The sequence below is a fragment of the Pseudomonas brassicacearum subsp. brassicacearum genome, from assembly GCF_008801605.1.
In the GTDB taxonomy this organism is placed as follows: domain Bacteria; phylum Pseudomonadota; class Gammaproteobacteria; order Pseudomonadales; family Pseudomonadaceae; genus Aquipseudomonas; species Aquipseudomonas brassicacearum.
Genome location: NZ_VZPJ01000001.1, coordinates 1,046,325 through 1,068,645 on the forward strand (window position 1 = coordinate 1,046,325; position 22,321 = coordinate 1,068,645).

Genomic DNA, 22,321 nt, shown 5'->3' on the forward strand with positions numbered 1-22,321 from the left:
CTACGCGTTCAAGCCGATCCAGCCATGGATGCCCACGTAGAGACCGACGCCGATGATCAACACGCTGGACAAGTAAGGTGCCCGGCGAGCAACGGTGCCCAGCCAAGGCCAGCGATTGGACGCCTGCCGTGCGCCAATGGCCGCCGCAGCCCCCACGGTCACCAGGGTAATCGCCAAGCCGATGCTGAAGCACAGGACGAGCAGGCCGCCCAGCGCGACTTCTTTGACCTGGAGACACAACAGCAGGACGGTAATGGCCGCGGGGCAAGGAATCAGCCCGCCCGTCAGGCCGAACACGATGATCTGGCCGGTGGTGACCTCCCGGTTGGTGAAGCGCTTGCGGATATCATTGGCATGCGCCTGTTCGTGGGCGTCCTGGTAACCCTCCAGCGACAGCGCCAGGCCTTTGGGTTCGGGATGCCCGTGGTCATGTTCGTGGTGGTGGTGATGATGATCGTGATCGTGATCGTGATCGTGATGATGGTGGTCGTGACTTTGCGCGAACCTGAACATCTGCTCGCCGCGCCAGGTACGCCACAGCATCCACAGCGCGATGGCAATGATCAGCGCAGCGGATGCCAGTTGGAAATAAGGCTCGGTGGTTTCGGCGTCCAACTCCTGGCCCAAGTACATGCCGCCGATCGCGACCAGCCACACCACCGCAGTGTGGGATAGCGTAGCCGCCAAGCCCAGCAACACCGCCTGCTTGACCGAGCCCCGAATCGCCACGATAAACGCCGCCATCATGGTTTTCGAATGACCAGGCTCCAGGCCATGCAAGGCGCCCAGCAAGATAGCGCTGGGGAAATACAGCCAGGCGTGAGTGCCACCCTGTTGTAGCAATTCAGCAAAATTGGGCATGTCGGGCCTAGAGATACTTGGTGATTTGTTTGAAGGCTTCCAGCGGCGCGCGCTCGCCTTTATGCAACGACGAAACGGTGTCCTCCAGGCAGTGATCGATGTGATCCTGGATCAACGTCCGCTTGGCCTGGCACACCGCTTTCTCCACCGCATGCAACTGCTGGGCAATATCCACGCACTCACGACCCTCTTCGATCATCGTGATAATGCTGCGCAAATGACCGTCTGCCCGCTTGAGACGCTTGACGATCGCCGCATGGCTTTGGTGGGGATGTTCGTGGTCGTGCGCACTCATGACTTGAGCCCTGTGTTTCGGTGAATTTACCCCGTCATCCTATCCCCCCAGGGAGGATACAAGCAAACCCATCGAAACGCCGACTAACCTGTGGGAGCGGGCTTGCTCGCGATGACGGCAGCACATCCAACATCCCCACCAACTGCCCCACCGCTATCGCTAGCAAGCTCGCTCCAACAATGGATTTACGGTGAACGCACTATCTGTGAACACCCCGGAAAAAACTGTGGGAGCGAGCTTGCTCGCGATGACGGCATCACATCCAACATCCTCACCAACTGACCCACCGCTATCGCGAGCAAGCCCGCTCCCACACAGGAATTTGTGGTGAACGCACTATCTGTGAACACCCCTGAAAAACTGTGGGAGCGAGCTTGCTCGCGATAACGGCATCACATCCAACATCCCCAACAACTGTCCCACCGCTTTCGCGAGCAAGCCCGCTCCCACAGGGTTGCAGACTGCAAAGGGTGATGAGCAAGACAGTGCAGGCGACCTCGTGAAGTCGCCCACTTCCCTTACGACGCCAACACCTGCGCCTGCAATCGCCGCCCAATCACATCCAGCAAATCACACCCATCGCGCAGTGGGATCGCTAGCACTTGGGCGAAATCGTGGAGTATCACGGCGTCCGTACTGATGTCGGAACGCATGGCGAGGTTCTCCAGCAACTGGGTGACAGCGGCGATGCGGTAAGCGGCGGTGTCGTGCAGCACGTCCAGCGGCGCTTCTGTGTCGATCAGGACTGCGTGGAAATTGTTTTCGATACCGGTGATAGGCATGTAGCGGGACATGAGGGAGTTACTCCTGCGGGGATGGGAGGTCAGTGGCGGATTGGGATGCCGCAGGCAAAGGGAGCGAATCAGGGATCGAGATTCGGATATTTGGCAGGAGATATTCTTGGGTGACGCTAGACGAAAGCCACCTTGGATAGATTGTGGTTTTCGGAGGGTTGGGGGTGAGCTTTTTCATTGGCTTGTACCTAGGTTATGTAAAGGAACTGCCTTCACCACTTCCACCTGGTGGGTGGCAGCTGTACGCGGGTGTGGAAGACCGAGAACCTAGGACCCGGCGCACCCGAAGGCGCCCCGCGTACAGCCGCCGTAATTTAACAGCAGACCCAGGAAAAGCGTCTGCTTTTTAATTTAGCGGTGCAACGCGCTAGGTTTTCGTGAGGGCTTCCACACCCTCTCGCTGAATTTGCAGCGAGGAGAGAACTTAGCGCACGGGGTGATTGGGTGGATAGTCAGCGGGGAGCGACGCGTCTTGAGGGAAATTTCCGATGGGGGTGTCCGGCGATGGATTGGGCAGCGCAGCTATGGGCGACAAGGACAAATCTCGAAACGAATGAGCGCCCAACGCCTTGGTATCATCAAAGATTTTATCGTACGGTGAAGCGCAGCCATGGGCGCACGAATAGCCTCAAAAATAAACTGCGCAGTACCCAGGGATAACTTATGAAAGAAGAATATGACTTCAGCACGGCCAAGCGGGGTCCCGTTACGAACAGCGAAGGAAAAACCCGCATAACCATCATGCTTGATGATGAAGTGATCAAGGCCGCTCGCGAGCGAGCTGAAAATGTCGGCACCGGATATCAAGCCGTCATCAACCATCTACTGCGCCAGGGCCTGCTATCTGAGACTGCTCACAATCTGGAGTAGCCAACCCAAAAGCGGACCCGCACAGTCCCCCTGATTCGTTCAGGCCGCAACATAGGCCACGCCAACGGGATGGGCTATAATCCGCCCACCAGCGCGATTTGAGGTCCAGCCCATGGGCAATGTCAGCCTTGAAACCAAAAAAGCCTATGCCGCCAGGACGCGTAGATCCAACTACGCGGCCAGCCTCCGTCTGGAAGGTTTCAAAACGACCTTCGCCGACGGCGAACGCAAAATGCCAACGCGTGAAGAGGTCTTGAAGGCCTTTACCCAGACCAGAACCTGATGGCTGACAAATATGGAGTCGGCGAGGACGCTTATTGCTATCCCGGCTCCACGGTCCTTCGCAACAAACTCGATATCCGTGACGAACCGACCCTAAGCGAAGCCGAACAACAGCTCTCGGCCATCGCAGCGGACAACGTCGAGTTCAGCCCTCCTCCCTACAGCCTGGCTTACCTTCAAAACATTCATCGACTTCTCTTTTCTGACCTGTTCGAATGGGCCGGAGAGCTGCGCACCGTTGGCATGTCCAAACAAGCCACCCGCTTCTGCCAACCTGAGTACATGGAGAAGCAAGCCAGCAAGATCTTCACCGCCCTGGCAGCAGCAAACTGGTTCGAGGGCATGGAGCGGGCTGAGCTGATCGTCGCTGTGGCAGAGGCCTATTCCGACATCAACGTCGTACACCCCTTCCGCGAAGGCAACGGTCGTGCGCAACGCATCCTGTTTGAACACCTGATCATGAATGCCGGATTTGAAATCAGTTGGTGGGGGATAGAGAAGGACGAGTGGATCTACGCCAATATCGCGGCTTATAACTGCGTCATGGAGCCTATGGAGCAGGTTTTTGAGAAGTGTATCGGGCTGGCGATTCAAGCTTGACCGCACAACGTTATCCCCTCGCTCACCGCCTTACGGTTTATTTCGCTAAGTGATACAGTCGCCGTCAATTGACGTCTGCTAAAGCCACCGAAATGTACAGGACGAAATCATTCTCATCTAACAAGGAAGGTCGAGACTTTGTGGTGGGCGACATTCATGGGCATTTCAAATTTCTAACAATGGCCTTAGACAAACTAGACTTCAACACCGAGCTGGATCGTATTTTTTCCGTGGGGGACCTCATCGACCGCGGCCCCGACTCCATGGACGTATTAAACTGGCTTGAGAAGCCATGGTTCCATGCAGTGCGTGGCAATCACGAACAGATGCTTATTGACTGTATCTCCGGGCATGGGGATATCCCCCGACATATCCGAAATGGTGGAGCCTGGCTGTACGAGTTACAACCCACCATCCAGCATGAACTCTCAAAATCCTTGCAAGCACTTCCATTGATCATTGAAATCGACTTATTAAACGATCAAACAATTGGAATAGTCCATGCCGAAGCCCCCGTCATCCAAAGTAACGATGGCTGGCAGGAAGCCAAAGATGCAATCACAGGAAAAACTGGAGAGCAACATCAGCGGCAAGCCTTGAAGACAGCGCTGTATGCCAGAGAAAAAATCGAGCAAAACGACCACACGCCCATCAAAGGAATAGACCGACTCTATGTTGGACATTCAACAGTGCCCAGTATTATGCGCTTGGGTAATGTCGTATATATCGACACCGGCTGCTCATTTTCCGATGGCGCATTAAGCCTGGTTGATATCCAAACCGAATCCATCATTAGTATGAGCATGAGCGAGTGAGACAAGGCATCGCTCTGCTTAGTTTTTTTCGAGGCAAAATCGCCATCAGATGATAGTGGCCGAGGCTACCAGGCGCGTAGCAGGCGATTCCGTTTGAGAAAACCAAAGACTCTGGCGCCCTAGCGACTCTGCAATCGATCACGCTCATAATTTAGAGAAGTTTCCTACACGCCAATTTCTTGCTGAATTTCTATAAGGAAGCTTATAGTTCCGGCGTTCATCAATGAGTCAATGGCTATGAATTTTTATCAAGAGAGCGATAAGAATCGAGCGATTTGCAGTCACTGCGAAGGCTTGGTCCAGACGACATTTACCCGCAGAAACGTACCATTCGACGATGGTGTTGGTGAGGTAAATGGCGTTTTGGTTTCAGTGTGTGACGTATGTGATCAGGTCGTGGGGGTACCCGCGCAGTCCATTCCTGCAATCAAAGCAGCTAGAGAGGCTGCAGTTGTATCCATCGAAACAAGGCACCTGCTCGTATCTTGATCGATTGGATCAAGCAATACACATGATCCCAATACCCCTACAAGCTATTTCACTGCCCCACCGCTTTCCATCGCCCCATGATGGATTGGGTCTAGCCCTCCTCCAACGCCCCAGCCAGACTGGCTAATCCGCTGCGACCTCTTCGCTTTGTAGCAATTTCTAAGCAAGCTGCAATTGCTGCCTGACATGGGCACTGCCGGTACTATGCTTGTACTTTTTTTCGATAGGAGTCGACGTCATGCCTGGTGATTATTCACTGTCGGATGTACTGGAAAGGCTGTATGAAAACCAGCAGGCTCTGCAGGCGGCCATTATGGAGTTGTCACTGCTGGTTGAGGAACAAGGAGCCTAGGAAGTGGGCGAAAATGTCCGCGGGGCACTGTGGACCATGGGTGAAAACGCCGGCCATATCAAACAAGGCTTGGCTCGATTGAAGAAACCGGACATCGGCTAACAGATTGCCCACCAAGGCCTGTCGATAGTCATGTCGAAGGGAATTCGGAGAACCAGGCCGGTTCACATCACAGGCAGCTAAGCCAGAAGCTGCCGATGGATGGAGCGATGTTAAATGAGCAGCTATGCTTGGTCTGATGCCGGAATTGATCGAGTCGAATGGGTTTTCTTTCCATGGTGTTAACCCCCTTCAATGGTCCACCTGACTGTCACAATGCCCGGTCTAGCCAGAGGTGTTTTTGCTCGGCCGTTAGCTTAATCGTTAGCGGTACAATCACAAGGAGAGAGTGACAATGTCAGACATCAAAATACCGGATGAAATTGCCTCATGGATGGTTGAGCGGGGCTGGGGAGAACACCACGATCAATGGCATTTCGAACGCCGATGGGATTACTGGCATGCCTTTGAGCAGGATCCAAACACTCCGGACGATTGGAAGGAATGGATACGTGAAAAATTCAAAGAGGCTGCATCAAAAGACTGGAAACGTCCAGAGATCCAAGAAGGTGAGACAGGCAATGGTGAAGACTTCTTATTCATGCACCGGGCGATGATTGAATTGATTCTGGAAAACTTTCCAAATCACTTCCATTATTTCCGTGGATGGCACACGCCGCCAACAGATTACCTATCTCCGCTTGATCCTGTCAAAGTTCCCGAGTCAGAGCCAGAGAGAGAATGCCATCCAAATAGAAAACAGATATGTAGTGCTATGCTTGGGGCGATAGCTCGAATTGAGTCCAATCATGATTCATTCTCTGGAGATGATGAATTTGGGCTATTCATCCAAACGAACATGCGACCAACACCAACGGACCCAACTGCGCGGAGTGGAGATCCTCAAACTGGATTACACAACTATCTCCATGGAAGATGGAGCGGTATGTCTACTGACATTGATCTGGGCGATCCAAGGGTAAATATATACAACACTCGATTCTGGAGACTTCACGGTTGGATTGACTATCAGTGGTGGCGACTCCGTCAAAACAGAGGCTTGAGTAATGCTGATCAAACCTATCAATCGAAGCTTAAGTTTTACAAGTCCATGATGGACAGCGAAGTCCATCACCACACATTCGCCAACGTATTGAAGGCGTCCAAGATATTACCTTCAAGAAATGCATTTGTTGATCTTCTTGCGGAAATTGAGTGACAGCTAAGAATTCCAGCGGATCGCCTCCGGCGTCCGCTGAATTCCAAAATTATTCACATCTGCAAAAGGTCAAATGCGGTCATTGGCAAGACCTCAAGTTAAAGCGCAGATAGGGATTCGAACCCCTTCTTGCGTCCCTGCATACCGCTTAAGGCCAGAAAATACGGTGGTTTCGCCCTTTGTTCATGGTGTCCTGCGGTCTATGGCGGCCCTGAATCTGCCCTAATTTTGCCCTAACGGAAATCCGTATGCATCAATACTGCCCCCATTTATGATGCTTCATTTCCCCCCCAAACCGGATCCCACTAGTAAGCTGGGGGGCTATCACACCAGCCAAGGAGAAGAGGGGATGTTTGATTACGTGGGAAGCTTTCCCATTCCGGCAGAGCTATTACCGCCCCGACTGCGTTCACTATTTGAGCCAGTTGGCACCGATCCGGCACAGAAAGTAGAAGTGAGTTGTTTCACAGAGAATCAGCTTTCAACAGAGAATCGAGAGACGGTACACATGCAAATGGCCGTTGTTCCAGACGACGGCAATCCGACACCAATTCTCTATGGTGAAGGGCTGGTGGCGCATGGTGTGCCCGTGCTAGGTGGGAAAGGGACTGAACGGAATTTCGCTCCGAATGTGAGCGGGTGTGACTACATCGTCGCGTCGTGGGGCAGCAGCTTATTCTTCACGTATAACTTGGCCGAAAAGGTTTGGATGGCATTGGGCTTGACCCCCCGATGCATCGGTAATGAGCATCAACGCGTAGTCTACGACGACTTGAGCCTGCCAGAGTTCGGCGTCGCTGAAGGAGAGGTCTCTCTACAGTACAATTTCAAACCCTCCCGGGATGTTAATTGGTTTATGTCAAACGAGTACCTTCGCCGATACTTATGGATGAGGGGTGGGCGTGGCGTCCGGCAGTTCTTCTATCAGGCGACGCTTGAGGACAGTCCGCAACTGCGCGAGCTAATGGACGGAAAAAGCATTTTTTCCCTCGGCGATACTGGAAGCTGGTTTGATGCGGATCTTCGAGATACCGAAAATGGATTATTGCTGCAAGTAACGGCAACAGTGGTGGCCGTTTCTTGCGATCTATGCCCTCAGCAAACTGCAGATGGACTGCAATGGCCTGGTATTACTGGACAGGTAACTCGTGCAAGTGCCGATGACATCATGAGGAATGATAAAACCGTCTTTCTCAATGACAAATTTCTCGAGCGCTATGAACAAAACAGCTTGTACGAAAGCACTCCTGTAGATATGTATAACGGATGGAACTGCAGCCCCTCCTATCTGGGACAGTGGTCGTTCACTGGTTGCCGGCGAGTAGGTAGAAACTTAATCCGAGTAGAACTGAGAGATCTCTACAAGGGTGTTACAGATCGGGAAACCATACACGCTCATACACACGCAATGGATCCAGTGCTCGTAAAACAGCAGGATCAGAATGAGGAACACATCGTTTCCAAGGTTGATAGGTTCCTCAAACAGATTCTTTCGCTTGACGAAAACCTTTCTTTACTTGCAGCGGCTCTGGACATTGAAAAGCCAGTAGACGATCTGCTCGGATTTTCACGGAAAGAGATAGCGGCCAATGGGTGGCTACATTACCCGCAGCTTTCCAAGCTCGCTCAGGTCGCCCCTTTGGAGATGACTCAGCAAGCCTTTCTCGCACGATGCAAATCGATGCATGAAATTTGGCAGAAACTGCCCGACGGTTTTCTCAGAAAGATTTTAGAAAAAATGGGAGTTCCAAAGAAGGCAATCGCGACTCTGGGCAAATTGAAGCTCCTCCAATGCTTACTGAATCTCTTGACGAAATATAACGATAACTTCGAAGCGCCGGATGCACTTAAAAGCACCGACGAGCCAGAAGGTTGGAATGTGAAAAACAGCAACATCGCGATGTTGTTCGTCACCTACGACCTCCGTATTGCGGATGCTCACGACGCAGTAGACAAGATCCAGAGGCTACAGGATCAAAACTTTGACACGGCTACATTGCACCAAGGTCATGGCCGGGCGCTGGATTTCGTAATGGATGGTGTTACCAAAGCATTCTCAGAAATTAATCGCCCATTGGGTGAAATTTTGGCGCGTGCATAACTTATTACATCTGTTCAGTCGCCTATCCCAAAAGAAACGGCAGCAACTATGCCCTGCCGTTTAGGACGTATCAGAAAAGGCCGCCGAAGTCGTCGGGCTGCCAGTTCATAATTAGCAATTCACCGCTCACCTCGGCCTTCCCCAATCGTTGGTTGGCTGTGGTGTAGCGGATGTCCAACGTCTCGAAGTGGAACCCCCCGAACACACGACGGATGTCCGGATGATCGTTGATGCTGACCATCACCTTACCCTTGCAGCGGCGCATGAAGTCGGCCATCCGCTCGTAGTTCTCGAACGGAAAGTCCACGCCGTAGCCGGCGGTCTGCCAGTAAGGCGGGTCCATGTAGTGGAAGGTATGGGGGCGGTCATAGCGTTCAGCGCATTCAAGCCAGGGAAGATTTTCGACATAGGTGCCGGACAGGCGCTGCCAGGCAGCGGACAGGTTTTCCTCGATCCGCAGCAGGTTGATCGCCGGGCCAGTCGTGGCGGTACCGAACGTCTGCCCGGTGACCTTGCCGGCGAAGGCATGGTGCTGCAGGTAAAAAAAACGGGCGGCGCGCTGGATGTCGGTGAGGGTTTCGGGGCGGGTCATCTTCTGCCACTCGAACACCTGGCGGGAGCTGAGCGCCCACTTGAATTGACGCACGAATTCTTCCAGATGGTTCTGCACGACGCGGTACAGCGTGACCAGGTCGCCGTTGATGTCGTTGAGGACTTCAACCGGTGCTGCCTGGGGCCGCATGAAGTACAGCGCGGCACCGCCGGCAAAGACTTCGACGTAGCATTCGTGCGGAGGGAAGAGCGGGATGAGGCGGTCGGCTAGGCGGCGTTTGCCGCCCATCCAAGGGATGATGGGTGTAGACATAGAGAGCAAGACCTTTACTGTATGGATAAACAGGTGCTAGGCTCGCCGCGCTTTGTGCACGGAGCAGGAGCCTTGGCTGGACTTGCAGGGACATCTGCAGGGACGGCGGCCGGATCGGATGTTGGCGCATCCGCCCCGGTCGCTCCTTTTCACTTCGGTGTTGAAACTTCTTTGGCGTAGGCCTGGCAGGCTGCCAGGGCTATCAGCCCCCGGTCGCCGGCATCGGTGATGCTGATAATTCGTTGAGCATGCGCCGGGTCAAGTCGGGCACGTGTGGCTCCATGAACCACGCCGCCGGCGCTGGTGGTGGCTGGCACTGCACAGCCGTTGGTGGAATCGGTGGCGTCGAGTAGGACTGACAGCCGGACATCAGCAGTAGCGAGGCGATCACGCAGGCGATCCTGATCACGTTGGGCATCGGTTAGGGCTCGATAGTGGGTTTGGTCTTTGGCGGCCAGTCGCTGTTCCAGGGCCAGGCGCTTGTCCTGCTCGGTACGCTGCAGCGCGGCCGAGGCCAGGGTGATTTGGTTGAGGGTCTCGGTGTGGAGCCGGGCTTGTTTTTCCAACTGCTGACCATATCGCCAGCCCTGAACCGTCCAGGCGATGGCCGCCGAAGCGGCGACCAAAGCGCACAGTAAAAGCCCGGCGACCAGCACGCGGTATTGCAGCGGGATCAGGTCGACGAGACGCATAACACCGCCCTCGCCCGCTCCCACAGCTGCAGGCGATCCTGCAGGCCATTGAGCCCGCCGTTGATTTTCCGGGTGATCATTTCGAACTCATCACGATCAGCCAGCACGTTCAGTTCCCTGACCCACCAGAACCATGCAGCCGACTCGGCCGCCCATTGGGGCAGTTCCAGCAGTTCGGGCGTGCGCAACAAACGCTCGTCACTGAACAGCGCCAAGCTGCAGCGTAGGTAGTTGTGGGCACCGGTAATCTGGATCAAGCCGCGACCGCGATAGCGCTGGCCATCTCCGTCGGGCTCGGGGGTGTTGCCGAGTTTCGAAGCCAGCGAACCGGTGTCGTATTTGCTGAGGTACTGATCGCCGCCCAGCTCCCGCACGTACTGCAGTTGGCCGGACTCATGCCCAACCTGGGCCAGGAATGCCGCCTGCCGCTTGGGCGTATCGATCTGTCGGTGTGCCATGGCGGCGTTCAGGGCCGATACAAAAACGCCCGCTTGGCGGCGGGCGTTGGGCATGATGCGCTGTAGTTGCTGCTCAGTGAGTGGCATGGGGGCTCCAAAAAAAATCCCGCTCGATGGCGGGTTGCGGTTGTGTTTGAGGGTGCTGCTGAGTGCGCTTAAAGCTGGACGACCTTGACCGGCTTGGCTTCCTTCTTCTTTTTCTTACCCTTGGCGTTGGCCTTGCCCTTCTTGCCGCCATTGCACTCGACGGCGGTGGTCCAGCCACTGGAGGTAAACAATTGCTCCACCGCCTCAGCCAGGTATTCACCATCAAGCCCGGGCTTGATCCCCTGGACAATGATGGATCGTTCGGCAAACACATCAGTGCGCCCTGCCATTTCCAGACGGACCCCGGCACTGCTGCGATTGAAGGCGGCCAAGCGCGCCTTGGCGGCCTGCTCGGCGGCTGACTTGTTGGGGTAGATATGCCGGTCGGTATGGACCGCTGGCAGGCCGTTCGGCAGATCATCGTTGTCCAGCTCGACCACCTTCAGGGCTCCGGACTTTTTGTCTTGGTGCTTGGTGCGTACGGCCTTTTGCGTATTGCGGTCGCCGAGACGGAATTGATAACGGCTCAGATCAGAGCGCCTCAGAACCACAGGGCTCAGGTTCTTGCCGCTCGCGGTCTGGCCGCCCTGCCGAGGCATGACCAACAGCTTGCCGTCTGCCAACTTGGCCGTGCAGTCATATTGCTTGGCAAGGCGGGTGATGAAGTTGTAATCCGACTCGTTGAGCTGGTCGACTCGAGGCACCTTGGTTTGCACCGGGCACACCGGCTGCCAACCATTGCGGGCTGCCACGTCGCGGACAATCTGCTGCAGGGGCACGTTTTCCCAAGACCAACTTCGCACGGTCTTGCCGCTGCCGCGCATGTCACTGGCTTTACCTCGAATCACCAACGTATCAGGCGGCCCCGACAACTCGATCTCGTCGACGGTGTAGCGCCCCAGACGGGTCAGGGCCTGGCCGGTATATCCCAGGTACACCTCGATACCCGCCCCACGCGAGGGCAGCGCAACTGCTTGATCACGATCATCGATCCGCAACTCAAAATCGTCCGACTCCATGCCGGGTTTGTCTGAGGTGCGCAGACTCAGTAGACGGTCATTAATCAGCGTGGTGATGTCCTTGCCGTCCGCGATGATGCGAAACGTAGGTTGCATGGTCGAACTCCAGAAATGTAAAAGCCCGCACTAGGCGGGCTCAGGTAATTAACGCTGGACGAGTACAGAAATGTTAGGGAATATCGATCAGGCTCAAGCGGTCTTCGTGGACATGCATACAACTGCCGCAAACAGGACACGCGATAACATCCTGCTTGGGGTCGATATGCAAAGCCTTGGTGCAGGCAGGACAGTTGCCATGGGTCAACGTCTCGCGAAAACCAAAGGTCTTCCACAAAACAATGACCATCACTCCGAAGGCTAAAAACCAGCCTAATACTGGAATGAAAGCCAGAAGGACCGCACCAATGGTCCCAAAAAGGATCCAGTTAATACGGTGATTAAGTTCGCGCCACCAGGTCCGTTTTACCTTCCTTAGTTCCGTGTATCGCTCCATATGTCTTCCCTCGACAGTAAAAATGGGGCAATGGTATCGGCCCACTCGACATCAGGCAATATGCCATCAATCCCACAACTGAACGTCCTCCAGCGTCTGCGCCGGCAGATCCGGCAGCACGATGATCACCCCAGCGCGAAATGGCTGAGGCTCATCGGCCAGGCCTTGATTGGCGGCAAGCACGGCCTCCACCGTGCCATTCAGATGGCCGTAATAGTGATGACAGACGGTGTCCAGCAGATCCCCGTCAGACGTTCTGCAGGTCGTCGCCATAACTCACAAACTCCAGTGAAAAGGATTGCTTACGCGGAATACCACCCGCGAGCAGGTTGCTTTGCTCTTCCTCGATGTTGAGCAGGCACCAGGTGCCGAGCACTTCGCCGTAGCCAGTGGTTAGGTTCACCGGCTGCAGACGTCGCCCAATGGTGCGCAAGGTGTCCAGCTGTTTGAGCCCACCTTTGAAGCCCGGAAAAATCACGCCCTTTAGGCTGATCTTGTCCTCTCCTTGGCCGACCGCCTGCTGGGCGATGCTGCGTGTCAGCCGTTCCTGGCCTGCCCAACGAAACGACGTCTGCCGACGTAGTTCCTCGAAAGCCGCCGTATCCAGGTTGAAGTAGTACGGCTGCGCGTTCGGCTCCAGGGGCTGCATGATCAGCAGGTGCGGGAACGGCTTCACCGCCTCGGCCGCTGGTGTCAGCTGAGGAGCAAATGAACCGGTGGGCATGATGTTGCTCAGTGATGGGCTCACCTGGCCGGCAATGCGATTAATCGCGGCCCCCGCCTTGCCTGCCTGTTCCTTGAGCGAACCCAGCCGCTCTTGGACTTGGCCGGCGGCGGTGACGGCTTGGTTGTACTTCGCCGCCACCTGGCCCACGGTGGACTGCGCCGCGTTGATTGCCCGCATGGTCCGTTGCACCTTGGCGCCGATGGCAGGCCCAATGAAGGGCACCCCCTCCAGCTCCGAGGCGGCGCCCGTCATGTCGCTGATTGCACCATTGAGCGGGCCCAGCATGCCGTCGAGACTGGTACGGCCAGCCTCCCCCGCTGCAAGCAGTGATTTGAACACCGATTGCAGTTGCTCCATGTAGGCCATGGCACCTCCTTAAACGTGAGGGGAATCGAACAACTGACTCGACGCTTGGCGGGCGGCCACGTCCCGGGAGAATGACTCCATCAACTGGCGCAGATGCGGCTCCAGATCCCGGGCCAACTGCGCCGGGTCTTTTACATCGCCTTGCACGGTGATGGACACTTGCGGCGAAAAGCTGAAAGCCTGCTCAACCTTGGGTGGCACCGACGGAGTTGGCTCAGCTGGTTTGGCAACTTCGGGAGGCTTGGCCTCCTCGGCCTTACCATCACTGCCAAACCAGGACTTACCCAAGAAGCCGCCGATACTTTCGCCACCCAGGCCGCCCAAAGCGGCACCAATTAAGCCCCCGATTGCAGTACCGATGACCGGCACCACCGAACCAATAGCGGCACCTGCTGCGCCGCCGGCCAGTGCGCCCGCCAAACCACCAGCGGCACCGCCATAACCCTCGGCTTTTTCGTCTTGGGTCGTGGCGTTGAGCGCGGTATCCAAGACCCCCACCCCTGCATCAAGTACGTTACCGCCGGGGATACGTTTGGTGGCTCGGGTGACGCCCCTGATCGACTGAACCGCACGGCCGAGCGAGCCACCGGACGCTGCCTCCGCCGCAGCAGCCATAGGCGCAGCAGCCAACAGCCCCACCTTTGGCATGACAGACATAGCGGCAGGGGGTGACACGGCCGGAGGACTGGGCACCCGGGCGGCTAATCGCCGACGCGGGGTGGTCCCAATACCGGTACGGCGACCTCGTCGGCCACGCTGACGCCTGCCGGAACCGCCGCCAGGATCTGCACCTGGACCAGAACCAGCCCGGCCTATTGCATCAGCGTTGACGACAAACACACGTTGCGGCTCATTGCTGCTCCCTGCTGCAGGATCGTTGCCGGCCCCCATCAACTTACCGAGGACTCCCAGCCCCTTATCCACCGTCTTGATACCGGTTTTAGGAGCCTTGGCGACGGCGTCACCCAGGGCGCCCGCGCCTCGTTCCATCGCCCGGCCGCGACTGATGTTGTACAGACCTTTACCGATCTTGACCGCGCTGGCGGCGGTCTTGAGTGCCAGCAGGCCAGCGGTGATGCCAGCGATCCCAAGCACCACCGGTTGCGAGCCATCCGAAAGCTTGGTCAGCCCACGCACAATTGAAGTCAGGCCCTGGGCGACCGCGTCGGTCGCCGGGCGGATGGCGTCCCCCACGCTGCGCATGCCATCGCTAACCGCCTGGCCCAGCTCGTCCCACATCTGTTTCGACGTTTCGCGCCGCTCGGCCAGGTTCTTATCGAGGATCCCGCCAGAGGACTGCGAATCCTTTTTCAACTGCTCGTACAGCGACTTGTTTTGCGAGTAGGCCGTGAGCGCCGCCTTGACCTGCATGTCTGCGAACAGGTCACCGGTACGCAGGGATTTCTCCAGCGCATCGAGCGCCGCCTTGGCCTTCTCCGGATCCGTCTCTTTGCTGATCTTGGCCTGGGCCTCGGCCATCTTCGCGGCCTTCGCCGGGTCGGTGGCCTGGATGTATTTCATCGCCAGGGCGAAGCTGGATTCCAGGGTCGACATGCCCTTCTGGATGCCAGTGTTCAAGGAGGCTTGATAGTCGATACCGGCGTCCTTGTACGCCTTGACCACGTCGCCCGAACCGATTTTTTCCATCCAGTTCTTGAGGTTGTTGGCCGCTTCGTCCGAGCCCCCGGCCGTTTTCATCTGCACCTGGAGCATCGCGCCCAAGGAGCTGACCGCTTCCATGCCGGTGCTACCGTTTTTCTCCATGCTCGCCAACAGTTGAGGGAACCACCGGGCCATGTCGCTGGCCTCGAAGCTCCCCGCCTGTCCCTGATAGGCGATGGCCTCCAGGGCCTGCTGCATCACCTTCGGGTCGTTGATCTTGGCGTTCTGCTGCAGCGCCATGATCATGCTGGCCGTGTCGACGCCGGATGCGCCCTGGCCGATGGCAAACTTCGCGGCCGTCGGTGCGTAGGCCATGGCCTGCTTAAGGTCCATACCTGCACCGACCAGCTGATTCACCAGGTCCGCCACGTCGTTACGGGCCATACCCGTATCGCGAGAGGTCTGGATTACTGTCTGACTAAGCTGTGTTTCTTGCGGCTTGTTGACCACATCCGCCTTGATCGCGATGTCACGGATGATCGCCTGATAATCCGCGCTGACCTTGGTCGGAATCGCCGCCAGGCCTGTGGCTACGACACCCTGACCAATGCTCGACGTGAGTCCTTTCTTTCCGGCATCGAGCTGCTGGTGTCCCTTGAGCTGCAGATCGGCGGCTTTGGCTGCGCGGCCGAGGCGCTGGTACTCCTGCCCCAGCCTGCCTACCTCCACGCCCTGCTTGCGCAGGGCATCAAGGTTGCCGTTGAGTTTGCGCAACAGGCCATCGGCCGAAGCAGCGCCGCTATCGTGCGCCCGCTTCCATTCATCGCGCAGGCGGATGGTTTCGCCAATGGTGCTCTTGAGGACCTTGGCCTTGCTACCTTTGTCCTCCAGCTTTTTGATGTGGCCTTCGACCGTGCGAAAGGCAGACGCCATCGTCGAACTGACGGCGCCGCCAATCACCAGCGATAACGCCAGTTTGCTAGCCATCGTCTACCCCTTGTTTCAGTCTGAGAGCCACCAGACCATGTCGGAGAACGGCATGGCGAGAATTTCAGCGGCGGAAAAATTCAGCTCGGTGGCTAGACGCTTAGCCAGTTGCTTCTGCACCTTGGGGTTGAAGTTCATCTTCTCGCACCAGGCGAAAATAGCCGGCCTGTATGCGGTTGAAGTCCTTCAGCGTCAAGCCATCCAGATCCTTGGTACCGACTTCGGCCAGGGAGGCAAACAAGTTCAGATCTTGTTGTTCCTCATCATTGGGCGCTGTTTGGCGGGCAATGCGAAGGTCACGCACGGTCGGTGTTCGGAGGCTCAACGTATCGACACGCACGCCGTTGGCTTCAGATGGCATAGTCAGTTTCACAGTGACGCGGTCAGCGGCCAGGGTCATCCAGCTTGGGATTGCAGTGCTGCTCATAGAGGTGTGTCCTTAAACAGAGGAACCGCCGCCCGGGCGACTCGCCAGGCGGGGTATCAAGAAGAGTTAAAGGCCCAATGCGGAACGCTGGGCGGCCAGTTGATCAACGCCGTTGATGACACGGCGCATGCCGATGGGGTCGATCTCGTAGACGGTTCGGCCGTCCACTTCGAGCTTGTAGTACGTCAGCCCCACGGAGTGCTTGATCTCGGCCTTGTCGCCCGGCTTCCAGTCGCCCATGTCGACCTCTTTCAAGGTGCCACGCAGGGTGACGATGACCGGCGTGACTTTACCTTTGAGTCCCTTGTAAGCCCCCCGGAACGTACCGTTGAACGCCGTGCCGTCGGCCAAACCGAAGAACTTCAACGACTCACGGCGTACGCCCGTAGTGGTGAAGCTCGCTTCCTGTTTTTCCATGCCCATGTCCAGCTCGACCGGCGCGTCCATGCCACCGCCGCGATGCTCTTCCATCTTGAGCGTGAGCTTGGGGAGCGTCAGGCTCGGCACATCGCCCTGGAAGCTGACGCCGTCGGCGAACAAGTTCAGGTTCGCCAGGGTTTCGGGAATCATTGCCATTGAGGTCGCTCCTTAAGCGGCGGTGTCGAGGACTTCGGTCAGCCATTGATTGGTGACCTCTACGCGGAAGTTGGGGTTTTCTGCCGGCGGAACGTCGGTGAAGCGGATGTTCCAATACACCTTGCCCTGCTCCAGCTGGCTGGCCGTGTTCAGCTCCGGGTCGGCATACACCTCGAAGTTGATGATTGCGCCTTGGGCTTTCAGGTCGCGCATAAACGCTTGCAGACCTTCAGTCACGTCCTTGATGTAAGTCGCGGTGATGGAACGGTCGACCGCCCATTTGTGGCCGTAGAGGATCGCATCCATGACGATGTCCATCGTCCGTACGCGAGTGACGAACGCCCACTTCGGATCGCTCGACAGCGTGCGGTTGCCCCACAGGCGGAAGCCGTCATCACGGATGATCGTGGTGATGTTGGCGTTGTTGAGCAGGTTGGCCCGGCAGGTTTCGTCACCGTCCAGAAACTCGATGGGCCGCGTGGTACCGGTGATGCCGACAAACTCCTTGTTCGAAGGCGAAGCCCAAAAGCCGTATTCGCTGTCGGTCCAGGCGAACAAGCCAGCCACCCAGGCGGAGCCCGGCGCGTCGACCGTGGCGTCCGCCGTGGTGTCCCAATACTGCACGCCTGGATCAACCAGGTACGCCCGCTTGGCGCCGAAGTTCTCGGCGTAAGCCATCACCGCCTCATCGGTGGTGTTCGGGCCGTCGAGGATGGCGAGCCCTCGCAACTTGTCGGCCACTGCCACCAGGGCGGTACCGACAGCCTGTGTCGCGCTGTGCTTGGGAGTCACCAACAGCCGCGGCTGCGCGTTGAACCGGCTCTTGCCGTCCAGCAGCGCTTGCAGGCCTGTACGCTTACCATTGGCCTGCACGCCACCGATGATGGCCGAGGTCTGTTCGGCAGGATCCTCCAACTTGGCCACGCCGCAGGCCACGATCACAGCCTTGGCTCGGGTGTAGATGGCCTTGCAGGCTTTGGTCATTGCCGAGTCGGGCCCGAAGGCAGCCACCGCTTCGCGCTCATTGGTGATCACCACCAGGTCATTCGGCTGCGCGCTGTAGGCCGGCGCCGGTACAAAGGTGTCAACCAGTCCAATGATCGAGGACGAAGGCAACGCAATGACACGAGCGCCGGTGTCGACGTTCGTGGTGGTAACGCCGTGAAAGAAGCTCATAGGTTCTCCAGATACGAAAAGGCCCGGCAATGCAGGGCCTTGTTTGAGGTGAAGCAGAAAGGAAAACGCCCCGTCAGTGCGGGGCGTTTATTGGGTTTGTTCGGCGATCCAGGGCGGTGCCACGGGACGGTATTGGCTATCAGGAAAGTGCTCGGACTGAGGCCAGTCCCGAAGCGCCTGCCGATACCCCAGCAGTTCGGCAAATTGTTCCGCCGTCAGCGTGGTGTTCTGAGCCAGATCCTGCTCGTCACGGTGACGAGTCACGAGCCATTCACTTACGCTAACTTGAGCGTCGCGCCAAGCCCGCTCAATAGCAGCTGAAGCATCTTCCGTTGGCACTGGCTTTATAAATTTCTCGCCATCGTAATGCCAACCCTGTGTCACGTTTTCGCCACAAGGCTTCCATAACAAATTAGGGTGAAAACGCTGTGCTGGATCGACGTCTGTTACTTCGCGCACGAAGCTGTCTTGAATCAATGCCCACATCTCGATCACCACCTGATGACTACTTGACCAGGCGACCCATTGCCGCCGTTACCGTTTTCATTGCCGCCACCGCCGCCACTGCCGGTGAGCGTACTGCTCATACCGCCCGTTCCTATTGAGCCTGAACCCGCCCCATAACCCCGACCGCCGGCACCGTGACCTCCACCATAGATGGAGGTGGATGATGCCGAGCCGTTATCGTGACGAGTCGCATGTGCGCCCATTCCCAAGGTCGTGTTTATATCCCCGCCCGCCCCCAGGCCCGCCGCACCGCCATACCACTTTGAAGCACCCGCCCCCCCGGTAGCACTCATGTAGCTACCGAACGATGACGCGCCCCCCGAAAGCGCGTCGGCTTCGCTTCCGACGGAGCCAGCGCCACCGGCCCCGACTGTCACCGTCACCGTAGTGACGCCTGTCAGATCAACCAAGCCCTCAGCAATACCACCTCCGCCGCCACCGCCACCTCCATGCGAGTACCGACCACCACCACCGCCGCCCGCAACAACGCGAACCCACGCTTTACTCACGCCAGCCGGCTTTGTCCAAGTGAAAACTCCCGCAGAGCTGTAGTTCTGAACACCACGATAGGGAAGATCCGCATTCACGGTGTCCGTGGTCGCGATTTGTCGCCAGGGAAGCCAAGCTCCTGCTGAGTTTTTGGTGCGGAAAAACATATATGCAACGTTGTCGGAAACAAGGGAATCCCATATCTGGGTTGCCATGCTAGAACTGCCACGTTCCATATGGAAAATGGTGCCGTTGGGGATAGTCGTAGAGGTTCCGTAGATTGTCGGCTTATTGCCCGTGGTGCTGTTTGAAACCATATAGATCCCATCGAGCGCGAGCGTATCGATGTTCCCCGTATAGTTAAACGCAGTGGACCCCAACCCAAACTGGGCCATGATGGCTCGTACGGCTGCAGACGTAGCGATTTTTGAACTGTTATCAGTACCCGCTACCGTCGGGGCCGTTGGTGTGCCCAACAGTGCAGGAGAACTAAGCGGGGCAAACCCTTGCGTGATGTTCTGAAAAGCCAGTGATGTTGTGCCCAGGACAATCGCCCCATCCGTCACCAACTGCCAGCGAGTGTCGGCCAGCGTAGCGCCTTGCTCGACGGACAAAATCATCGCTGAGGTGACTTCAGCATTGCTGTCAGCATCCGGTGCACGCTGCCAAGCCGCTACGCCGACAATGTAAATACCATTGTCCTTAGAGGCCGTTTGGTTCTTCACCAACACCCGGTCACCTGCGAGCAGGCTCACGCCGTCGATGGTCTGAAGCCCAGTCAACGCGATATTGGCCGTAGTCGCTACGCGCACTGACTGCTTGTTGTCGAGCTTGTACAGTTCTTCCAAGATTCGCCTTTCGACAAACTCTCGCGTTGCCAACACCACCGAGGGGTCAATCTTCAGCGTGATGTTGCCCGTACTGCTGACGATGAAATTCATCCGCACGACCTGGGTCCGACCCGAACCCTGCGACATGATCGGCTTAAAACTCGGTGGGCAGTTCGCTACCGCCACCAGATCCCCGTCAGCGTCGTACAAACCAATTTCGCGAATCCAAAACCCTCCCTCGTCGGCCGGAATCACCTGCTCAGCGACAATCACCGCCGGGTTGACGGGGTCAATAAAAAGCTGATTCAGCGGTCGCCGACGCCATTCGTTGATCAACGACGTTTGGGCCGCACTTGGAACCGGGTCGGTGCCGTTGGCGTCGCCTACGCCCATGTCGGTAAGTTTCCACGGAACGCCGAGGGCATCGGCATTCGCCTGTTTCGCCGCTCCCACGTTCGTGAGAATCGCGAAAAATTGCGAGGTCTGATCAATCATGAGTAAACGTCCAAGATGTCTATGGTGTGTTCGCGCCCTACCACGCCGAAGGATCCGGTGACTTCAATGTCACGCATGACCGGCGGGTAAACGTCGATTTCGTCGCCCTCATACAGAGCAACACCGATGTTCAAATTCCCTCGGGTTTCGAGGCTGATCGCCAATCCGGTCATGTGACGGCTGACCGGCCGGGCGTCGTCGATCAGCCACGTCAGCTCCTGATAGGTTTCTTCGCTGATGCCTTCATCGGAAACGCCGATCTTCAGGGCAAACGTTCCTGGCACGCCCTTGGGCTCGGTCTGGAACCACTCGACTACCTCGATCAGATAGCCGAACGGTTCCACCACCCGGCGCAGAGCCCCGATGGTTCCTTTATGGGCGTGGACGTAGAACGAAGAGCGGATCACCGAGCGCTTGACCTCTTCGGGCCACGCCTCGTCCCAGCGGTCCACGGACCAGGCCCAAGCCAATTGGTAAAGCAGGTGCGCCGGGCAGGTGTCCGGGTTGTACAAGGTACGAAGCGGTATCTCGGTTGTTTCGTCGATAGCCGCCTCAATGGCCCGCTCAAGCTGGGCGCTGTTGAGGGGAAGCAGGCTTTTCATTTGCCACCCCGCGTTATGGTGAAACCCGTGCACCACGCCGCTTGGGCCTTGGTTGGGCGGATGTCCACCCACCCAGGGATCTCGACCCGGGCCACGCCGCTGACGTGGACCTGTGCATCAATCGCCGAACGGGCAACCTCAACGCCCAAGCGGCGCCGGGGGTTAATCCAGGCCTGCAAGCGCGCATTGCACTCGGCAAGTGCTGCCTCGTTTTCAGGGCCTGTACCGGCCATGTACACCACGGCATCGACTCGATAAGGCAGGATCTCGGCGCCCTGCACTGTCAGCCGATCAGCAACAGGCCGCCGATCTTCGTCGTTGAGGTGAGTGTCGACTTCGGCCAACAACTCGGGGCTGGCCGTACCATCGCCCTCCAGGGACAGCACCGTTACGACCACCTCGGCCGGCGCCGGGCTTTCGGCCGTGGCGTCTGCCACCAGGCCCGAGGCGTTACGGGCATGCAAGATGTAGCTGTTTCGCGGCCCGGCAGTGGTCAGCCCCTCATACCTAAGTTGCACCCGCTCGCGCAGCGCGTCGTAACTCTCCAGCACCGCCGGCACTGGGGGCACGGCGGTTGAGTCTTCAGCCTGGATGACCAAGCGCTGCAGGTTCACGTTGGCGGCCAACTGCTCCAGGTCGGCACCCGTGGCATGAGCCAGGAACAGCGCCTTGGCCGCGTCGTTGACCCTGGCCCGGTTCTGCATGCGCCGATAGGCGCCCAGCTCCAGCAGCTTGGTCACCGGATCGCTTTCAAGGAAAGCGGTCCAGTTGTCGCCCATGTAGTCGCGGAACGTTGCCAGGTCGTCCTGATACAACTCTTCAAAATCCAGACTCTCCAGCACCTGTGGCGCCGGCAACGCCGAAAGGTCGATAGTGCTCATGCGTTCACCTCCAGCACCACGCCATCGCCAATGTAAGAGCCCGTCAGTTGCAAGGTGATCTGTCCATCCACCACCGCAATGACCCGGACACGCTCAAGCTTCAAACGGGGCTCCCAACGCCCTAGGGCACGAGCAACCTCGGCCTGTACCGCGCTTTTCCAGCCTTCGTTAACTGGCAGGTCGACATAACGACGCATCTGGCTGCCGTACTCCGGCCGCATGCGACGGCTGCCGACAGGCGTGCTCAGAATGTCCTCAATGGACTGCCGCAAATGCGCCTGGCCGGACAGCGGCTGCCCCGTGCGACGGTCCACTCCGATCATGT

24 protein-coding genes and 2 pseudogenes are annotated in these 22,321 nt (G+C 57.3%); 7 read left to right on the forward strand and 19 right to left on the reverse strand.

Annotated features, from left to right (window positions below):
- The 3 genes from F7R20_RS04645 to F7R20_RS04655 form a co-directional block, all read right to left on the reverse strand.
- On the reverse strand, nucleotides 1-861 hold the full coding sequence (locus tag F7R20_RS04645) for a nickel/cobalt efflux transporter (protein WP_003199795.1): 861 nt from the start codon (nucleotides 859-861) through the stop codon (nucleotides 1-3).
- Between the two features lie 7 nt (nucleotides 862-868).
- Nucleotides 869-1,156, reverse strand: a complete 288-nt coding sequence (locus F7R20_RS04650) for a metal-sensing transcriptional repressor (protein WP_003199793.1) — start codon at nucleotides 1,154-1,156, stop codon at nucleotides 869-871.
- A gap of 518 nt (nucleotides 1,157-1,674) precedes the next feature.
- Nucleotides 1,675-1,950: a hypothetical protein gene (locus F7R20_RS04655; RefSeq protein WP_003199791.1), complete on the reverse strand. Its 276-nt coding sequence runs from the start codon at nucleotides 1,948-1,950 to the stop codon at nucleotides 1,675-1,677.
- Between the two features lie 663 nt (nucleotides 1,951-2,613).
- Between F7R20_RS04655 and F7R20_RS04660 the strand changes: the two are divergent.
- From F7R20_RS04660 to F7R20_RS04695, 7 genes and pseudogenes are all read left to right on the forward strand, one after another.
- Nucleotides 2,614-2,799: pseudogene (locus F7R20_RS04660) on the forward strand (BrnA antitoxin family protein); the annotation flags it as partial.
- Nucleotides 2,800-2,932: 133 nt separating this feature from the next.
- Nucleotides 2,933-3,103: a YhfG family protein gene (locus F7R20_RS04665; protein WP_003199786.1), complete on the forward strand. Its 171-nt coding sequence runs from the start codon at nucleotides 2,933-2,935 to the stop codon at nucleotides 3,101-3,103.
- Complete coding sequence (locus F7R20_RS04670) at nucleotides 3,103-3,702, forward strand: putative adenosine monophosphate-protein transferase Fic (RefSeq protein WP_003199784.1); 600 nt, start codon at nucleotides 3,103-3,105, stop codon at nucleotides 3,700-3,702. Before F7R20_RS04665 ends, F7R20_RS04670 begins: the two co-directional genes overlap by 1 nt.
- Before the next feature lie 143 nt (nucleotides 3,703-3,845).
- Nucleotides 3,846-4,517: a metallophosphoesterase gene (locus F7R20_RS04675; protein ID WP_230494500.1), complete on the forward strand. Its 672-nt coding sequence runs from the start codon at nucleotides 3,846-3,848 to the stop codon at nucleotides 4,515-4,517.
- A gap of 727 nt (nucleotides 4,518-5,244) precedes the next feature.
- A pseudogene (locus F7R20_RS04685) lies at nucleotides 5,245-5,460 on the forward strand (hypothetical protein).
- Between the two features lie 292 nt (nucleotides 5,461-5,752).
- A complete protein-coding gene (locus tag F7R20_RS04690; RefSeq protein WP_151180592.1) occupies nucleotides 5,753-6,616 on the forward strand; it encodes a hypothetical protein in 864 nt (287 codons plus the stop codon).
- Between the two features lie 349 nt (nucleotides 6,617-6,965).
- Nucleotides 6,966-8,717: a hypothetical protein gene (locus tag F7R20_RS04695; RefSeq protein WP_081352419.1), complete on the forward strand. Its 1,752-nt coding sequence runs from the start codon at nucleotides 6,966-6,968 to the stop codon at nucleotides 8,715-8,717.
- 70 nt (nucleotides 8,718-8,787) lie between these two features.
- Here F7R20_RS04695 and F7R20_RS04700 read toward each other — a convergent pair whose 3' ends face one another.
- The 16 genes from F7R20_RS04700 to F7R20_RS04775 form a co-directional block, all read right to left on the reverse strand.
- Nucleotides 8,788-9,582: a DNA adenine methylase gene (locus F7R20_RS04700; protein ID WP_081352418.1), complete on the reverse strand. Its 795-nt coding sequence runs from the start codon at nucleotides 9,580-9,582 to the stop codon at nucleotides 8,788-8,790.
- Nucleotides 9,583-9,731: 149 nt separating this feature from the next.
- On the reverse strand, nucleotides 9,732-10,274 hold the full coding sequence (locus tag F7R20_RS04705; RefSeq protein ID WP_081352417.1) for a lysis system i-spanin subunit Rz: 543 nt from the start codon (nucleotides 10,272-10,274) through the stop codon (nucleotides 9,732-9,734).
- Nucleotides 10,256-10,819, reverse strand: a complete 564-nt coding sequence (locus F7R20_RS04710; protein ID WP_043041976.1) for a glycoside hydrolase family 19 protein — start codon at nucleotides 10,817-10,819, stop codon at nucleotides 10,256-10,258. The genes F7R20_RS04705 and F7R20_RS04710 overlap by 19 nt, the downstream gene beginning before the upstream one ends.
- Nucleotides 10,820-10,887: 68 nt before the next feature.
- Nucleotides 10,888-11,934 (reverse strand): phage late control D family protein, encoded by a 1,047-nt coding sequence (locus F7R20_RS04715; RefSeq protein ID WP_081352416.1) that lies wholly within the window; start codon nucleotides 11,932-11,934, stop codon nucleotides 10,888-10,890.
- A 73-nt stretch (nucleotides 11,935-12,007) separates the two neighbouring features.
- Nucleotides 12,008-12,331 carry a hypothetical protein gene (locus F7R20_RS04720; protein WP_043041978.1) on the reverse strand — a complete coding sequence of 108 codons (324 nt, stop codon included), beginning with the start codon at nucleotides 12,329-12,331 and terminating at the stop codon, nucleotides 12,008-12,010.
- A 66-nt stretch (nucleotides 12,332-12,397) separates the two neighbouring features.
- Nucleotides 12,398-12,604, reverse strand: coding sequence for a tail protein X (locus F7R20_RS04725; RefSeq protein ID WP_043041979.1), 207 nt, complete (start codon nucleotides 12,602-12,604; stop codon nucleotides 12,398-12,400).
- Nucleotides 12,579-13,424 (reverse strand): phage tail protein, encoded by an 846-nt coding sequence (locus tag F7R20_RS04730; protein ID WP_081352415.1) that lies wholly within the window; start codon nucleotides 13,422-13,424, stop codon nucleotides 12,579-12,581. Before F7R20_RS04730 ends, F7R20_RS04725 begins: the two co-directional genes overlap by 26 nt.
- Before the next feature lie 9 nt (nucleotides 13,425-13,433).
- Nucleotides 13,434-16,013, reverse strand: coding sequence for a phage tail tape measure protein (locus tag F7R20_RS04735; protein ID WP_081352414.1), 2,580 nt, complete (start codon nucleotides 16,011-16,013; stop codon nucleotides 13,434-13,436).
- A gap of 100 nt (nucleotides 16,014-16,113) precedes the next feature.
- Nucleotides 16,114-16,440 carry a phage tail assembly protein gene (locus F7R20_RS04740; RefSeq protein WP_081352413.1) on the reverse strand — a complete coding sequence of 109 codons (327 nt, stop codon included), beginning with the start codon at nucleotides 16,438-16,440 and terminating at the stop codon, nucleotides 16,114-16,116.
- A gap of 66 nt (nucleotides 16,441-16,506) precedes the next feature.
- On the reverse strand, nucleotides 16,507-17,016 hold the full coding sequence (locus F7R20_RS04745) for a phage major tail tube protein (RefSeq protein WP_014339636.1): 510 nt from the start codon (nucleotides 17,014-17,016) through the stop codon (nucleotides 16,507-16,509).
- A 12-nt stretch (nucleotides 17,017-17,028) separates the two neighbouring features.
- The gene (locus F7R20_RS04750; RefSeq protein WP_081352412.1) at nucleotides 17,029-18,192 is read right to left on the reverse strand and encodes a phage tail sheath subtilisin-like domain-containing protein; all 1,164 of its coding nucleotides are present in this window, start codon (nucleotides 18,190-18,192) and stop codon (nucleotides 17,029-17,031) included.
- 87 nt (nucleotides 18,193-18,279) lie between these two features.
- Complete coding sequence (locus F7R20_RS04755) at nucleotides 18,280-18,678, reverse strand: phage tail assembly chaperone (RefSeq protein WP_081352411.1); 399 nt, start codon at nucleotides 18,676-18,678, stop codon at nucleotides 18,280-18,282.
- Nucleotides 18,679-18,683: 5 nt separating this feature from the next.
- Complete coding sequence (locus F7R20_RS31865) at nucleotides 18,684-20,513, reverse strand: phage tail-collar fiber domain-containing protein (RefSeq protein ID WP_081352410.1); 1,830 nt, start codon at nucleotides 20,511-20,513, stop codon at nucleotides 18,684-18,686.
- Nucleotides 20,510-21,115 (reverse strand): phage tail protein I, encoded by a 606-nt coding sequence (locus F7R20_RS04765; protein ID WP_081352409.1) that lies wholly within the window; start codon nucleotides 21,113-21,115, stop codon nucleotides 20,510-20,512. The genes F7R20_RS31865 and F7R20_RS04765 overlap by 4 nt, the downstream gene beginning before the upstream one ends.
- Nucleotides 21,112-21,996 carry a baseplate assembly protein gene (locus F7R20_RS04770; RefSeq protein WP_081352408.1) on the reverse strand — a complete coding sequence of 295 codons (885 nt, stop codon included), beginning with the start codon at nucleotides 21,994-21,996 and terminating at the stop codon, nucleotides 21,112-21,114. The genes F7R20_RS04765 and F7R20_RS04770 overlap by 4 nt, the downstream gene beginning before the upstream one ends.
- The gene (locus tag F7R20_RS04775) at nucleotides 21,993-22,319 is read right to left on the reverse strand and encodes a GPW/gp25 family protein (RefSeq protein WP_069971005.1); all 327 of its coding nucleotides are present in this window, start codon (nucleotides 22,317-22,319) and stop codon (nucleotides 21,993-21,995) included. The genes F7R20_RS04770 and F7R20_RS04775 overlap by 4 nt, the downstream gene beginning before the upstream one ends.
- Between the last annotated feature and the right edge of the window lie 2 nt (nucleotides 22,320-22,321).